Source organism: Psychrobacter aquimaris (assembly GCF_016107525.1).
GTDB classification, from domain to species: Bacteria; Pseudomonadota; Gammaproteobacteria; order Pseudomonadales; family Moraxellaceae; genus Psychrobacter; species Psychrobacter aquimaris.
In genome coordinates, this window is the sequence record NZ_JABASR010000004.1 from 19505 (window position 1) to 35885 (window position 16381).

Here is a 16381-nt window from a genome sequence, read left to right on the forward strand (position 1 = left end):
AGCAGTCAAAGCTAATGACTGCCTGAAAATATGCAAAGTATTGATACTCTTAAACCAAATATAGTATTCAATATTTCATTACATCATCACCTCTAGTTTTCATCTCAATATAATATTTTATATATTCAAATTATTGGTTGTATAGCAGTCAACTGTTGGCTATTCTTGGTATAGGCGTTGTTATATCTCAAATTTAGAATTGATTTTAGATAAACATACTGTTTTATCCATTAAAATAAGGTTGGAAATTATGAGTTATACACCTTTATCAAATAACAAAGACGCTCTACCATCCGATACAGCTGAAGATATTTATGATTTAGCCCTATCGGCTAGAGAAGAAACCGAAACCTCTAGAAAAATTGCACCGACAGTGGTTAAAAAACTGTCAGAGTTGTCGCTATTTAGGATGGGATTACCAAAATCGTTGGGAGGATGGCAAGGCAATCCTGTGGAAACATTAAAAGTTTATGAGACGCTAGCCAGTGCTGAAGCCTCAGTTGCTTGGATCGTTTGGAACAACCATTTGGCCTGCACATTTGGACGATTTTTAGACGAGCCTGGTATGAAAGAGATATACAGTGACCCCTCTCATGTCTATGCCAACTCAGCACGCCCTGAAGGGGTGGCTGAGCAAACAGCAGAAGGATATATGGTCTCAGGTCAATGGACATTAGTATCAGGTTGCGAATTGGCAGACTGGTTTGTGCTACGTTGCTTAGTAATATCAGAAGGCTCACCCACCACCCTTGGGCCAGGTGCAAATTTAAAGCTGTTTTTTATTCCAAAAGAAGATGTGGAAGTGATTGATACTTGGCATGTTGGTGGACTAAATGGTACAGGCAGTCACGACATCGTTATTAAAGACGCTTTTGTGCAGGAGCGTTATGCGGTCGACTTTTATAGCCCTGTTGCCATCGATAATGCGTATAGTCGCCTACCAATTGGTTGTATTAACGCAGCTGGCTGTGCAGCGATGGCACTGGGTGTCTTAAAAGCAGCGACAGATGAGTTAATCCAAATTTGCCTTGAGAAAGTCACGCCAAGTAAAAGCCCAGATTTGCGTGATCGTGCAGCGGTACAGGCGACTATCGCTAAGAGCAAAACACTATTAGCGTCTAGGCGCTCGCAATTACATAATAGTGTCGAGGTATTATGGAACGAAGCCCAGCAACAGAACACCTTCACGGATATACAGCTGGCTGATGTGTGGGCAGCAGCCTGTGAGGCAGCGAGAGAAGCCAGAGCCATGGTATCGGAGATTTATGCTGTCGCTGGTACGGTCTCGCTATATAAAAAACATAGAATAGAAAGAGCGCATCGAGACATTCATGCTATTTTACAACATGGCATCGTGCAGCCACATTGGATGGAGCAAGCCGGTATGACTTATGTCGGATTGACCCCAAATGCAGCCATGTTCAGAGTATAAAACTGCTTTTATGATAATAAATAAGCTCTCATAGAATGAGGGCTTTTTATCGCTTGGCTATTGAGCTAGAGAAAAAAATCATTGTCAAAAATCATATAGTGACCACCAAATCATCACGCTGAAAATGTCTTCATTTTCAAGTCATAAAAAAGCAAGACATCTAATGCCTTGCTTTTTTATGACTAACTTTGTAATTAACGAATCACTTTACTTGATATTAGACTTGGTTTTTTTAGTCAAAATGGAAGCCTGCACCAATCGAGCCACCTGCATTACCTTGGGTATCAGCGGTGCCATTTACCTTAATGACCCAACGACCATCATTAGATAACTTCGAGAAGCCAATAGCGACCGCACTTTCCCCATTGTACGTTCCTATACCGCCACCGATTAAGGATTTACCGGCGATATAAGCTTGCGGTAATGAAGACATTGCCATGGCGGCTGAGATACCAGCATTTGCATCGTCTTCGACTTCACCAATTTTATAACCCAATTGGTTCATATTGTCATCCAGTCTTTTATCAAGTGCACTTAATTGACCGAAATTGACAGCATCTCTGGGTGCCATACCGTCAGCCACATCAGTGATCTTGTTGCCAGCGGCGTTGATACCGCTTGCAGTCATACTAGGACCACCGACGATGCTAACGCCATTATTATTGACTGTCGTATTGCCAGTCTTGACGCTATCTATACTAATGTTACCGTTTAGATCAAACTTAATACTACTGCCTGCTGCTGTGGTGGTGATGTTATTGCCACCTGTGAAGTTAAGGACACTGCCATCGCCTACTGGTTTATTGATGGTAGCACCGCTATCAGCACCAAAATTGAGACCTGCATCTATTTTATCCTTGTTCACTTTGATATTGGTGGTGTTGGTGTCGATGTTTGTCTTATTCGTGGCAATGTTTGTGGTATTGGTTTGAATATTGGTGGTGTTGGTTTGGATGTTTTCATTGATAACGATTTCTCCTTGCTTAATAGAAGCAATCGCACCATCGATACTATTTTGACCGGTACCACCAATATTACTATTGGTAAAGGTGCCATCTACAGGATTGTAGACTGTCTCACCGCCAATGATACTACTGATGCCACTGCCTTGTGCATAGAGCTGACCACCGTTGATGGCATCTTTGCTACCTACAGAGACAGCGCCATTCGCAACGTTTGTAATCTTAGTGTCAGCAGCATTGATACCCGCTTTGGTGACACTAGGTCCGCCTGCAATAGTCAGACCATTACTATTAATAATGGTGTCACCCGCTGTTATGCTGTCCACATTCAGATCTGGGTTTAAGTCAAAGCTAATGTCATGAGCACCGGCTGATGGCGCAGCAGCACGTAGCCCAGGGCTAACATTATTGTCTGCTGATCTAGACACTCTAATATTGCCATCGCTGCTGTTAAAATCAACGGCACTTCCTGGATTCACTAAAGTAGCCGTGTCACCTTGAGCTGTTATTCCCCAACCTTCATTCGAACCAGAAGTCGCTGCTGTTAATTGCCCTAAGTTTACTGCATCAGTATCCAGTATACCTGCGCCAACATTAGAGATAACGTTACCACCATTATTGAGACCACGGTTGCTAAGTATGACTGTTCTACCAGAACCACTGTCCATAAAAGTAAAGCCATTACTATTCATAATGCTATTACCAATCTGCATGCTACCCTCATTGCCTAAGTTCAACTGGTTATTCAGTTTCACCTGAACACCTGTTGCCGAGGCCATCGTCGTAATATTGCTATCACCAGTAACGTTGATGGTATCACCTAAGGCAAACTGCTGGTCGTTGACACTATTGCCATCACCGATTTTGATGCCTTTGGCCACTATACTATTGGTTGCTGACAATTGATCGAAGTTTACTGCATCCTTACCAGTGGTAGCTTCTGCAACGTTAGTAATTTTATTACCGCCGTTGTTTAGACCATTGGCTGAGATGCTGACACCGCTACCAAAATTTGCACTGTTAAGACCAGTTAAATCTTTCGCAAGTTTCACGGTCAATGTGCTGGTACCGTCAGCAACGACGCCAACGTTGTTCCCATTTGACAAGTCGCCTACCACTGTCGCACCACCTTTGACCGTTAGCTTATCACCAAGCTTACGATTGACGGTAGTACCCATGTCACCATTGAAGTCGAGACCTTTATCTATCGTCGTGGTTGTGGCTCTTAGTTGACCAAAGTTTACTGCATCATTGTCTAGTGACCCATCAGCGACATTGGTAATTTGATTGCCACCATTATCCAAGCCACCATTACTGAGTCTGACCGTTTGATTGGCACCACCCGTGAATGTGACACCATCATTGTTGACGACTGTAGTTCCTGTGGTCAAGCTGGTTGAGACTAAGTCGGCAGCAGTAGCAACTTTAATACTGCCACTGTCAGCGGTTAAGACAATATTATCTCCGTTAATAAAGTTGGCTGTATTATTGTCTTTATCCAGAGTTTTGACTTCTGCACCATTGATTTGTGTCACTACCGTTTGCATCGCACTATCTGCTTTGACCAAGCTTGCCTTGCTACCTTCGCTTAGATCAACTTGATAGTCGGTGATATTGGTATCAATGTTTTTATCACCCGCTTTGACCGTGACAGCGCTCGACCCTGCCGAAGCAGTTGAACCATTAGCATTGATAGTATAGACATCCTGTCCAGTATCGCTATCAGTTGAAAAATCAACACTGGTAACATTTGTACCTTTGAGCACTTTGGTTCTCGCTCCTGCAGCTGCCATCCGTACATCACCGATGTTTGCTGCATTGGTTACTGTATTACCACCGCTTTTTACTCCCATGATCTGGGTGTCGTTGGCATTGATACCAGTAGTAGAGATACTAACACCACCAAAATCTGCACTAGTGAGGCCAGTTAAAGTTGGAGACAGACCGAGGGCAATGCCATCAGCACTACTAAGCGCTGTGGTGGTTAAATTACTATCCGTATCAAACTTAATTTCTTCACCCAAGGCGAAGGTTTTTTTGAGGGTACCGCCGCTGCTTGCGTCGTTTACATTAAAATTGATGCCTTTAGCGATATTATCAGCGTTGGTACCAATATTGGTCGTATTGGTTGAAATATTGCTAGTATTGCTGGTTACTTGTTGATTGGTCTGGAACAACTGACCGCCATTGATAGCGTCTTTACTATTTAGGCTGACTGCACCATCATCCACATTAATAACCTTCTTATTACCTGCATTGACTCCGCTCTTCGTGATGCTTGGACCATTTAAAATGGTCAGACCATTACTGGTTAGCGTGGCATTGGTAGGATTAAGTATGCTTCCACCCGTTACCGTGACACCTGTACCACTAACCGTAGTTACGCCAGTAAGCACTCCGCCAGTGACAACGCCTAGACCATTGACCGTCGTGCCATTTAGCAAGTTACCGGTGCTAACGCTGCCTGTTGTACCTAGGTTTAAATTGTCATTGAGCTCAACTTCGATTTTGCCATTATTTACTCGGGTATCGATGTTGCTGTTGGAGCCAACTACCTCAACGGCTTGTCCCAATGGTTTTTGTACCGTATTACCATCAGCGGCTTTTAACCCAAACCCTTTGTTAATGGTAGTGGTATTACTTCCTACCGCTTCATTGGTCGCGTACAACTGACTACCATTCACCGCGTCTGTACTGGCCGCAGTGACAGCTCCACCAGCGACATTTTTGATCTGGCGCTCAGATCCTACTACGCCCACGGATACTTGCGCACCCTCTCGTAGCATACCCTTATCATCGATGACATTACCGGCGATATCATATACCACGCCACCAACGGTCATCGTCTTTTCTGAGCTAGCATTTGTTGCTGTTGTTGAGCCTGCACCGAGAGAGACTGAACCATCTTTACTCGCTGATGCGCCAACACCAAACGCTGACGAAGCAGTTCCCGATGTGTTGGAATGAATACCAACGGCTGTAGATAGATCCCCCTTAGACAACGACTTTGCCCCAATGGCTATCGAGGCAGCACCTCCAGCTTCGGTATTGACATCATATTGATTGGTTTCTACCAGATCTTTACCTACATAGGATTTGAATGCCTCGTTAACTGTGCCTCCATTTAATGGCGACAGCGGACTACCATCGATATTAGTTTTCGATGCAAAATTTAGGTCATCACCGCCTATTGCGATAGAGGATGCCCCTCTAGACACTACATTAGCGCCGATAGCAATAGATTGCTCACCACTTGCCATCGTCTGTTGCCCAAATTCTGAGCTACCAATCGCAATGGTTTGGCTGCCCGTTGCTTTTGCATTTCCGCCCATCGCCATGGCGTTATAACCTGTCGCCCCGTCGTTATTAGCATTACCGATAGCGGTTGAGTCCACGCTGTAATACTTGGTTTTATTGTCCTTGACTACATTTGCCAATCTATATAACTGCGAACCATTCACCGCATCTTTACTCATTGCCGTTACATCGCCGTTATCTACATTGATTATTTTATTATTACCATTATTAAGACCGTTACTACTAAGTGTAATGTTATTGGCTGCATTGATCGCCACGATCTTAACCCCAGAGTTATCGATCAAAGTATCACCCGTTTTAAGGCTGCCATTAGCACCAAGATCGATGCTTTCAGCTAATTGGACGGTTAAAGTATCACCTATACCGAATACCCCGATATTACCAGTCGTTAGCGGTCCAGTTGCACCCCCTAAAATATTAAGTGTCTCGCCATTACTGCGTGTGATAGTTGTCGCATTATCACCTTCGAAGTTGAGTGTTATTGAACCTTCAGGATTATCGTGATCAGAATTATTGTTGTGACTATTGTTACCCGAAGTATGGGTATGAACCCCTTGACTACCGTGGTTGTGACTATAGTCACCATCATGGTGATTCTCTGTGCCTATAGCATTCGCCTGTATGCCGAAACCAGCAGCCAGCAGCCCTATTGCTATCGTGGATAAGCGGAAAAATTGGGTAGAAGAAAGGTTAGGAGTAGTATTGATGGTCGCGTTTGCGCTCACGCTAGATTTGGAAGATTTGCCGCGCCCCTTTGCATACTCGCCAACTGCGGTAAAACAATTCAGGGCTTCATTCCATATTACTTTATAGATGCGATTCATAATGTGTACTCCCTTACAGACTGGTCAGATTTAAAAATCAGAGATAATATCCATCTTGCAGAGAGTTGATATCACAAAATAAAACTCGTTATAGGCTCACAATAATCAAATGTTCTTTTATATATCGTTCATCTTGTTAACCAAGAAATAACATTTTTTATCTTGAAAAGCCTTAATCGCTCTCTCTATATATTAGTATTACCGAATATATAGAGAGAGACAATGCCGTTCATCTGACATTCAATACCGCTCATACAATTATATAACAAAAAATGAATATATTGTCAGCATTCGCTACTTGTTTGTATTAAATATCCTTACTTTTTTTAAATTATCTGTTATGAAAATTAATAAAACATACGCTTATATATACATTTTAGAGATATTTTAAGCGTATGTTCACTGTCTAGGCCATCTCTTATCAGCGCTTAGATCCAATGGGCAAAGTGATTTGCACAACCAACCCTTGAATACCATCTTGGCGATTGTAGACATGGATCTGACCCTTGTGCGCCATTACCACCGCATGGACGATGGCCAAACCCAAGCCATATCCACCCGTTTCGCGATGGCGGGCTGAATCAAGTCGTACAAAGGGCTGAAAAATACGCTCTACATCTTTATCTGCGACGCCGCCGCCCTCATCCATTATGCTGATTTGAATTGCGGTTTTCTTATCCTCCATCTCCACTTCTTTAATCTCAGCAATCACTGTTGAATCAGAGGCAGTATGCATAAAGGCATTGCGAATGACATTTTCAAGCGCACTATGCAACTGCTCTTGATTACCTAGTACAGTCCAAGGAGTGGTTGAGGCAGGATCTGTCACGAGTGTATGACTCGGTTGCCATTGCCAGCGCACGTTTTTATGTTGAAACTCAAAGCAAACGTCTTGTCCAATTTCACTGATAATGTCAGAGATATCAACTGTTTCGTTTTCTATATTATCGATCGTATATTGCTGCATTTGTAGAGATTGAATATGGATTATTTGCTCAATCAACTCATTCATCCGCGCCGACTCTTTATCGATACGGTCAAGATAACGACTGGCATTCGGCGCAAAGTCTCGAGTCAGCTCAGTCGCAACATCAAGACGCGCCAATGGTGATCGTAGCTCGTGCGAGATATCACTTAACATCTGTTTACGTGCCAGCTCACTCTCAGCCAGACGTGTTGAGAGTTTGGCCACATCTTTAGCAAGCAAACCCAATTCATCATCTCCCATGTTTGATAAATTTGGATGGGCTTGATAATCGCCACCAATCATACGATGTACGGTGTTTTGCACACGGCGAATACGCTGGGTCAATGTGCGACTCAGCCAAATACAAACCAAGACGCTAAAAATAATAATCAACAGTAAACGTATGGGAAAATTGCCACGTTGCAGCGCCACGACGTCTGAAAACCGTAGATGCGGACGCAACTGTATGATCACAGCCTGCTCATCTGGTAAGACGACCGTCATGTCCGCCAGTTCAGGACGACTATCAGGATCAGCTACCTGCCCGCGATTCGGGGTCATCGGTGACAGGATATAATTTAAAAGCGACGGCTCATTATCCGATATTCTATCCTCATGACTACCAGACATTTGATTATCAGGCTTTTCATTATTAGGATTAGGCATTGACTGCATTGGTGGCATTGGTAAATGCCCCATTACCTGTCGATCGCCCTCTATAGGGTCTTGCCTACGCTCATCTCTATCACGATAACGCGGAAATATAATCGCACCTTGCTCATCATAGACTCTGATCTGACTCATAAGCCGCCGATCTTGACGATACATCTCCCTGACAGTGGTTAAATCACCCACTTGTAGCGCCTCAATCATCTCTTGGCGCTTAACCAACAAACTATCAATTTGCACATCCATACGAGCGGTTAGTGCTTTTTCGACCAGCCAGCGCTCCACCATGATAGATAAGATAGAGGTGATGAGGATCGTTAATAATAGACTTAGAAACAACCGCCAAAATATCGTGATTCGCACTTTAAATTTAGGTGCTTGCTCAAGCGCTTTATTAGGTTCTCTCTTAGGGGCTTTTTTAGCAGTATTCATCGATGAGTCCGTCATTACAACACCAGCTGATAGCCTTTACCACGAACCGCCTTGATAGGCTCATCGTGGAAAGGTTGGAGTTTTTTGCGCAATCGTGAGACATGCACATCAAGGCTACGATCGAACGGCTGTAATTCACGCTGCAATACATGCTCTGACAGCCATGCTTTGCTCACCACCTCACCTTTTTGTTTTAATAGCGCAACCAATAAATCAAATTCTGTGCCAGTGACTTGTAGCTCTATGCCATCTATCTGACAAAGCCGTTGGTTTTGATCCAGATGCAAACGACTGTCTGGTAGCGGCGTATGCTCTGATGCCGCCGCATTGGTACGCTTGATGACTGCATTGATACGTGCCAGCAGCTCTCGAGGATTGCAAGGTTTGGTAATATAATCATCAGCACCCAGCTCCAGCCCAATGATACGGTCAATCTCCTCCCCTTTTGCCGTCAGCATGATGACAGGGATATCACTGATATTGGGCAATTGACGCAAGACACTCAATCCATCTGTTTTTGGCATCATAATATCTAACACCAGCAAATCATAAGCAGAAGCAGAAGCACCATTAAGCATATTATTACTTGCGGTTTTTAGTTTCTGTATGACAGCTTCACCATCGTGAACGCAGTCGCATGTCACGCCATGATTATGCAAATATTCTTGTAACAACTGGGTCAATTCTTCGTCATCATCGCCTAGTAATATGTGTGGCATATTTTCTCCTTGAGCGTTAGATCGCTTTATTAGCCATATTATCAGTCAATTGCTTATCGATTCGCTATAAACGTTACCTTTCTTAATACTTCATAAATGTTCGTAACCTTTAACTGTCGTAATATAGCGTCTATCAGCGACAAATACTGATGATAAGCAATGATGGATAGTGGCTATCCGGGACACTCACCATTCATAGGCTGATCAGATAAAAACTGACTTTTTCGCAACCAATAGCGTATGCACTATAAATTAAGGTAATGATGATGAAAAAATTATTAATGGGCTCAGTATTAGCAATGTCTAGCATTTTCACCGTAACGGCTTGTACCAGTGTTAATGCGACCACTGATACCACACCAACGACCAGCAAAATGCAGCATAAAGATGGCATGAAAAAAGGCGGCATGAGAGGTCCAATGTCACAGCTAGATCTAACGGCGACGCAACAAGCGCAAATCAAGGCCATCATGCAAGCACAACACGGTGACCGTAAAGCTGACCGTACAAAAAACAAAGCAGAACGGGCGCAAATGCATCAACAAATGCAAGCATTGACCAATGCCAGTACTCTAAACACAGCTGCAGTCAATCGCTTAGCTGATCAGCAAGCAGCTAAAACCAAGCAGCGCTTCGTGGAGCGCGTACAAACTCAACACGCTATTTCTCAAGTATTGACCGCTGAGCAACGTGCAAAACTTGCCAAATTACAAGCCGAAAAAATGGCGAAAGGTCATAAAGGCTCAGAGCACGGTAAAATGCATGGCAAACAACGCCAAGGCATGTAGTAAGTTAAAGCATATAAGCTTTTATCAATACAGAGACTTGTATTAATATTTAATGTCTTATAAGAGTTAATATGACAATATAAAAAAGCGCATCGTATAAACGGTGCGCTTTTTAGTTTTCAATTTCAATAAAGACTAACTAAACTTACCTACGATTAATCAGCCTTAAGTCAGCCTTTATTCAATCACCCCAAACTTCTCTTTAGTCATTGGTATGACACTAAACATCATTTTGCCCATCGCCGTACCATTGCCATCGCGATAATACTGCATCAACTCGCTACCATACTCTCGCATATCAATACTATTACTGGCATTAGGCACTTGCACATCACTTGGTAAATTAGGAAATGCCATGTCTTTAGCGCTTATAGCGGAATACTGCTGCAGAACATCTATGACCATGTTCTTATTAGAGGCGGTTTTGCTCGGAATCTCACTACGCAGATGCTGCCATTTGAGCTGACCACGCTTATCAAATCCATATAACTCTTGCGTCTCTGCATTCGCTAGCATTGCATCTTCTTTTATCTCTGCTATCGTTTCCTCTGTTGTCTCACTGCCACCATTCATGTCACTCTTTATCATTACCAACATTTGCTGTACTAACGCTTTACTGGTAAATTTATCAGCATTTGTGTTGCCTACCTCGTAAGGCTCGCTTTCTTTGACCAGTTCTGGATATCTCTGACTAATCCGCTCGTAAACGATGCGCATATAATCTTGATAAAACTGCTCATAACTCTCAGCACTTTGTACACGGCGAATGACTTGGTTACTTGCTAGCATTGCTGGTAGCTGATGCGCGGGTAACTTGGGAGAGAGCGAGGCTAGCGCATTAGGGGCGACATAATCAAACTGGCTAATAGGTGCGGCATCAAATGTGGCATCTAGTGCCGCAAAGTGGCTTTTTATCAATTCACTACCAAAGCCTTTGGGTAAGGTGCCATCATCAATGGCTAACTTTAACCACTTGTTGCGCCACTTTGTGCCGAGCTTATCGTCTAATAGCTCTGAATTAAACATCGCAAAATTATCTGCCCACAGATAAATATTACCGTTTTTAAAATCCAGATAAATAGGCTGATTGATACTGCTTTGATGATTACGCGCTTGATACTGCGCGCTCGCTAGCATGGTCGCCTTGCCAGCCATTGGCTGATAAATGCCTTGTGCATTGATAGACAACGGCTTTAGCATATAAGCATCTAACAGCTGTGCTTTTTTGACATCTTGCACTGTCGCTCGGTCATCGTAATTGTCAAATAACTGTTGGTAAGACGCTGGTACGATGATATCACTATCATAGTTGCTCTCTACCCACGCCTCATACGCATCTGTACACTCAAGGTAGCGGTCTTTCAGCGCTGTTCGCTGAGCATCATAATCTATCGCCAAAATGTCTTTACTTTGCGCTTCTGCTTGGGCAATTAAGGCAGCATATGCTTGATCATGTGTGTCTTCGCAGTATTCATCGATATAGCCTGAGGCGACTGGCGCTTTGGCACCTATTTTAGTATTTATATTGCTAAATTTCTGCTCGTTACTAATCTCAAGATTGCTATGGTAACTAAAAGACTGGCGGCGCTGCTTTTGTAACGCCGTCACCAATGCTGCCTTTGCTGCCGCTGGCGTTTGCTTGGCAGTCATCGCGTTAGATTGGTCAAGACTGGTAGATTGGCAACCCGTTAACAATAGTGCCCCTGTGACTAATGCACCAGTAAATAGGCGATTGCCATTAAGAACTGACGCAAGGCTCGCTGACGAAAGACGACTTGCAATGATTTTATGTACTTTTTTCATTTTTTATCCTTAATAGATGTGAGCTGAAATGGGACAAGATAATGCTATTTAGTCTCTATTTTTCATTATCATTAGCATTAGCATCGCCAAAACGGCTCTCATCAACAGCGTCTTTGCTATGACTACTCTCATATTCGTCACTGCTGTAATCATTCTCTAAACTGCCATCCTGATAGTCGTAACGCGCATAACGTGCCGCTTGCAGTCTGTCTTTTTGTTGGCGTTGCTCTGCCATCCACGCGTTACCATCGATAGCAGCTTTAGCATTTGTACCAAAAGACTCGGTCAATAAAGGCGTTAGCGCATGGTTATTAAAGCTGCTTTTATCATAACGTACTTGATTTAGCATAGTCGTGGTAGAGCCCATCAAGTCGCCGCCAATATTTACCCGCTGCTGCTTGGCAAGCAGGCGATCTGAGCTGTCTAAATAATAGTAATTTATCTGATTGAAAGAGATCGGACCGATGGCCTCGATAAGCTGCAATAGCGCGCCCACATCTGCACTTTGGTAGCCTTTGTTGTATAGCTGCACTTTCGCAAGCGCGGTTTTTAGCATCGCGCCATCAGGATATTTCTGTGGATTGGCATCGACATAATCCTGTAGCGACTTTGTCATGTATTTTAGGGTTTTACCGATCATCTCACCGCTTTGCTGGCTGCCAAAATATACTTTTACCGCACGACTCGCCCCGACTTCTTTGGCAAAGGCATCATGACGAATATCTACCGCGCTAAAGTGCTCAGGCGCAAGCTCTGCCATGCTGCTCTGTATGGCAGAAATAGCGGCATCATAAAGCACTGCTGGCGGTAGCTGCACGGCAATACTCTCTGGCAACCCAAAACTGACGGTATGTGAGGTCATTTGGTTAGGTAAAGGGGTGTTTTCAGGATTAATAAGCGCCACGATAGGCATGATTGCCGATGGGTCTACCGTGATGCTGCTGTTATTAAAATCAAACGCTAACGGTATCTGTACGGATGAGCTAATCGTCGGCGTCACATAATCATAGCTGTAGACGCTCTGTAGTTGTCGTTGTTTGGGTTTGTACTGACTGACACTATTAAACGTTAAATTTTGATATTGATAAGCATTTGACGCCGCTATCTGTTCAGGCGTGCGATGCAGCATACTCAGCATTTGACCAATGACGCCCGTAGATGATGCTGGTTGGCTTTCTTGTGCTACAGCCTCTGATTGTGGTTTGGCCATTTGCATGGCTTCATAGTTTTTTAACAGAGTTTTGGGCTTTAGGTTGGAGACCCCTGAGAGAATGCCGCCATTCCTATCGTTGTAATTGCTATCATCATAATTCTCTGTGTCATAACCATATTCATCGTAATTATCAGCAGTATAGCCCTCTTGTTCATAATCACTCTCAGCCGCAGAGCCATATGCACTGTCTTCAACAATAACCGCCTCGTCTACAGCTATCGCATCACCAGCTTCAGCTAGCTCGGAATCGTCATCACTGTCGTCATTAGCATTCGATCCGCTTTCGCTGTAAGCACTATCTAAATAATCACTATCTGAATAGTCGCTGTCTAAATCTTCAGGCTCATAAGCATAAGCTTCTATAATCGTTCTAAGTAAGCTACTAGAGCCTGCATCGATGCTATCTGGATCAATAAAAGGTACGGTTTGATAATTAGCTTGTGCGACCGCCACATGCTCTGTCGCAAGGTGCTGACGAATAGCCGCCAGTAAATGTGATTTGGCTTGATTGCCCGTATTAGGATATTTTTCTTGGTCAAATAATTGCTGATAACGTTCAGATTTGGCAGTGAGGCTGGCATTAAATGCACGACCTTGGGCTTGGCTTTGTACACTATCGGCGGTACTAAAATCCATCATGCTTTTTGATACAGCGGGCGATGATACAGCGGGGCTTGATTGACAGCCCAAAAGCGCCAGAGACGTACTACTAGCCAACAAGATGATAGCAGTCAATTTACCTGTCTGATATACATGATCGTTATTATTGATAGACGAATTATGACTCGTCATTTCAGAATAGCGCTGTCGATGATGGTTATTAGTATGGTTTGATGACATAGTAATCTCTTTGTATAAATAGCCAGTCTATAATTAGTGTACATTAGTAGCGTTATTTATATCACAAGACGTTACAATTTAGTAATGTTAGCGCATGTTTTTTTGAAGGAAATCTTCACTGATAAATAAAGACTTGTTTGCAGTAGCAACTCTGCTATAGGTAAATATCTGTATAAAGGCATCAACGAGACTGCTAGGCTGTATCAAACCTCATATCATAAAAGGGAATAAACAACTTTCTACCACTGGTTATTTTCGTTACTATTCGGGAGTATTTATCACTTTACAATGCTTATAAACTCCAATGCTTATAAATTTACCCTTTCCACTCATGTAAAAAGGACTTTACGATGCTAAAACCCGCTTCCCAATTGCATAACGACATCGCTCATTATCATCGGCCTCATGATAAAACCATCTTAACAACAACGCTAAAATCAACCATGCTAATGATTAGCAGCACATTACTGCTGTCTATATCTGCTCATGCTGTTGAACCGACAATCGATAAATCACCTACCATCAACCAAACGTCAATTAACACCAGCGCCATCAATCTCGCAATTATGGCTGATAATCCTACTGTGTTGTCTGAAACCAAACGCATTACACGAGCCAAAACCAATACCCTCAAAACCACACCAACCACTGCCAATAGTGATCAAGCCATCTACTCTGAAGATGCGATTCATCATCCGGTTTGGGCAAAGAACGGCATGGTCGCCACCCAAGAGGCCCTCGCCTCTGATATTGGGCTCAAGATTTTAAAAGACGGTGGTAATGCAGTTGATGCTGGCGTCGCTGTTGGTTTTGCCTTAGCAGTGACCTTACCGCGTGCTGGGAATATTGGTGGTGGTGGTTTTATGATGATTTATGATGCCAAGCAAGGCAAAACAGTGGCCCTCGATTATCGTGAAAAAGCGCCGAGTAGCGCCTCGCGTGATATGTATCTCGATGAGAATGGCAATGCGGTCAGCGACTTGTCTCGTTATCATGGTTTAGCAGTCGGCGTACCAGGAACAGTCGCAGGATTACTTAAAGCATTAGAAGATCATGGGACCATGAGTCGCGGACAAGTGATGGCACCTGCGATTGCACTGGCTGAGAACGGTATAGAAGTGACTGCAGGTCTGTCTGAGTCACTAGAAGCGTTAAGCGATCGTTTACAAAAATGGCCAAGTACCAAAAAGATATTCTTCAAACCTGACGGCAGCGCCTATCAACCCGGTGAGCGTTTAAAACAACCAGAGCTTGCGCGCTCGCTCAAACTAATCGCCGCGCAAGGCACCGATGGCTTTTATAAAGGGGTAACCGCTAGTAAGTTGGTCAAGGCTGTCAATGAAGCGGGCGGTAGCATGAGCTTACAGGATTTAGCCAATTATGAAGCCATCGCGCGCGAGCCAGTCAAAGGCGACTACCGTGGCTATGAGATTGTCTCTATGCCGCCGCCGTCTTCTGGTGGTATTCATATCGTCCAGATTTTGAATATTTTAGAAGGTTATCCACTCAAAGACTACGGTCAAAACAGCGCACAAACCATTCATTTAATGGCAGAAGCGATGCAACTGGCTTATGCAGATCGAGCTGAGTACCTAGGTGATTCGGATTTTATTGACGTACCTGCCAGCGGCTTAACGTCACAAGCTTATGCAGATAAACTGCGCACGTTAATTGATCCGAATAAGGCCACGCCAGCAGCTACTATCAAAGCCAACAACCCGCTCCCTTATGAAAGCGACCAAACCACGCATTTCTCTATCATTGATAAAGACGGCAATGCCATAGCCAACACCTATACGTTGAACTTCTCTTATGGCACTGGTCTCGTGGCTGACGGCACAGGGATCTTGTTAAATAACGAAATGGATGATTTTTCTGCTAAGCCTGGTGTGCCTAACGGTTACGGATTATTAGGCGGTGAAGCAAATGCCGTTGAAGCCAATAAACGCCCGCTATCCTCTATGAGTCCGACGCTGGTCTTTAAAGACAGCAAACCTTATATCGTTACTGGCAGTCCCGGTGGTAGCCGTATCATCACTACCGTCACCCAAATCATCTCGAACGTCATCGATCATGATATGAATATCGCTGAGGCAACACATGCTCCGCGTATTCACGATCAATGGCTACCTGATGAGATTCGAGTTGAGAAAGCACTGAATATTGATACGGTTAAAAAGCTTGAGTCAATGGGTCATACAGTCAGTCCAAAATCAGCGATGGGCTCTACACAATCAATTATGCTGACACCAAATGGCGTTTACGGCTCGTCTGATCCGCGTATCGTTGATGCGGCGGTGGTTGGGTATTGAGTGACGAGTATTTTTGCTAAATCACTATAACAAGCATTCTCTACATCATAATGATATAGAGAATGCTTGTTATATCATCCTTATAATAAAAACCATTTCACC

General features: G+C 43.6%; 8 protein-coding genes. 3 read left to right on the forward strand and 5 right to left on the reverse strand.

The features are described 5' to 3' along the window. Positions 1-250 precede the first annotated feature (250 nt). Entirely contained in the window at positions 251-1432 is a 1182-nt protein-coding gene (locus JFC10_RS04655) for an acyl-CoA dehydrogenase family protein (protein WP_198331890.1), read from the forward strand. 232 nt (positions 1433-1664) lie between these two features. Here JFC10_RS04655 and JFC10_RS04660 read toward each other — a convergent pair whose 3' ends face one another. The 3 genes from JFC10_RS04660 to JFC10_RS04670 form a co-directional block, all read right to left on the reverse strand. After that, complete coding sequence (locus tag JFC10_RS04660) at positions 1665-6536, reverse strand: ESPR-type extended signal peptide-containing protein (RefSeq protein WP_198331891.1); 4872 nt, start codon at positions 6534-6536, stop codon at positions 1665-1667. A 421-nt stretch (positions 6537-6957) separates the two neighbouring features. Next, entirely contained in the window at positions 6958-8604 is a 1647-nt protein-coding gene (locus JFC10_RS04665; protein ID WP_198331892.1) for a sensor histidine kinase, read from the reverse strand. A 14-nt stretch (positions 8605-8618) separates the two neighbouring features. Further along, the gene (locus JFC10_RS04670; protein WP_198331893.1) at positions 8619-9323 is read right to left on the reverse strand and encodes a response regulator transcription factor; all 705 of its coding nucleotides are present in this window, start codon (positions 9321-9323) and stop codon (positions 8619-8621) included. Positions 9324-9589: 266 nt separating this feature from the next. Here JFC10_RS04670 and JFC10_RS04675 point away from each other — a divergent pair, with 266 nt between their 5' ends. Further along, positions 9590-10111, forward strand: coding sequence for a Spy/CpxP family protein refolding chaperone (locus tag JFC10_RS04675; RefSeq protein WP_198331894.1), 522 nt, complete (start codon positions 9590-9592; stop codon positions 10109-10111). A 177-nt stretch (positions 10112-10288) separates the two neighbouring features. On the opposite strand, the gene JFC10_RS04680 is transcribed toward JFC10_RS04675, so the two are convergent. Together JFC10_RS04680 and JFC10_RS04685 are read right to left on the reverse strand one after the other, a co-directional pair. Then, on the reverse strand, positions 10289-11914 hold the full coding sequence (locus JFC10_RS04680) for a hypothetical protein (RefSeq protein ID WP_198331895.1): 1626 nt from the start codon (positions 11912-11914) through the stop codon (positions 10289-10291). Positions 11915-11969: 55 nt separating this feature from the next. Beyond that, positions 11970-13967, reverse strand: coding sequence for a hypothetical protein (locus JFC10_RS04685; protein WP_198331896.1), 1998 nt, complete (start codon positions 13965-13967; stop codon positions 11970-11972). A 443-nt stretch (positions 13968-14410) separates the two neighbouring features. On the opposite strand from JFC10_RS04685, the gene ggt reads away from it, so the two are divergent. Next, the gene (gene ggt, locus JFC10_RS04690; RefSeq protein ID WP_227686021.1) at positions 14411-16279 is read left to right on the forward strand and encodes a gamma-glutamyltransferase; all 1869 of its coding nucleotides are present in this window, start codon (positions 14411-14413) and stop codon (positions 16277-16279) included. The last annotated feature ends 102 nt before the right edge of the window (positions 16280-16381 follow it).

Excerpts from the sequence above, each read along its gene's own strand:
- JFC10_RS04655 (WP_198331890.1), top strand. The coding sequence starts at position 251 with ATGAGTTATACACCTTTATCAAATAACAAAGACGCTCTACCATCCGAT.
- JFC10_RS04660 (WP_198331891.1), bottom strand. The coding sequence starts at position 6,536 with ATGAATCGCATCTATAAAGTAATATGGAATGAAGCCCTGAATTGTTTT.
- JFC10_RS04665 (WP_198331892.1), bottom strand. The coding sequence starts at position 8,604 with ATGAATACTGCTAAAAAAGCCCCTAAGAGAGAACCTAATAAAGCGCTT.
- JFC10_RS04670 (WP_198331893.1), bottom strand. The coding sequence starts at position 9,323 with ATGCCACACATATTACTAGGCGATGATGACGAAGAATTGACCCAGTTG.
- JFC10_RS04675 (WP_198331894.1), top strand. The coding sequence starts at position 9,590 with ATGAAAAAATTATTAATGGGCTCAGTATTAGCAATGTCTAGCATTTTC.
- JFC10_RS04680 (WP_198331895.1), bottom strand. The coding sequence starts at position 11,914 with ATGAAAAAAGTACATAAAATCATTGCAAGTCGTCTTTCGTCAGCGAGC.
- JFC10_RS04685 (WP_198331896.1), bottom strand. The coding sequence starts at position 13,967 with ATGTCATCAAACCATACTAATAACCATCATCGACAGCGCTATTCTGAA.
- ggt (WP_227686021.1), top strand. The coding sequence starts at position 14,411 with ATGCTAATGATTAGCAGCACATTACTGCTGTCTATATCTGCTCATGCT.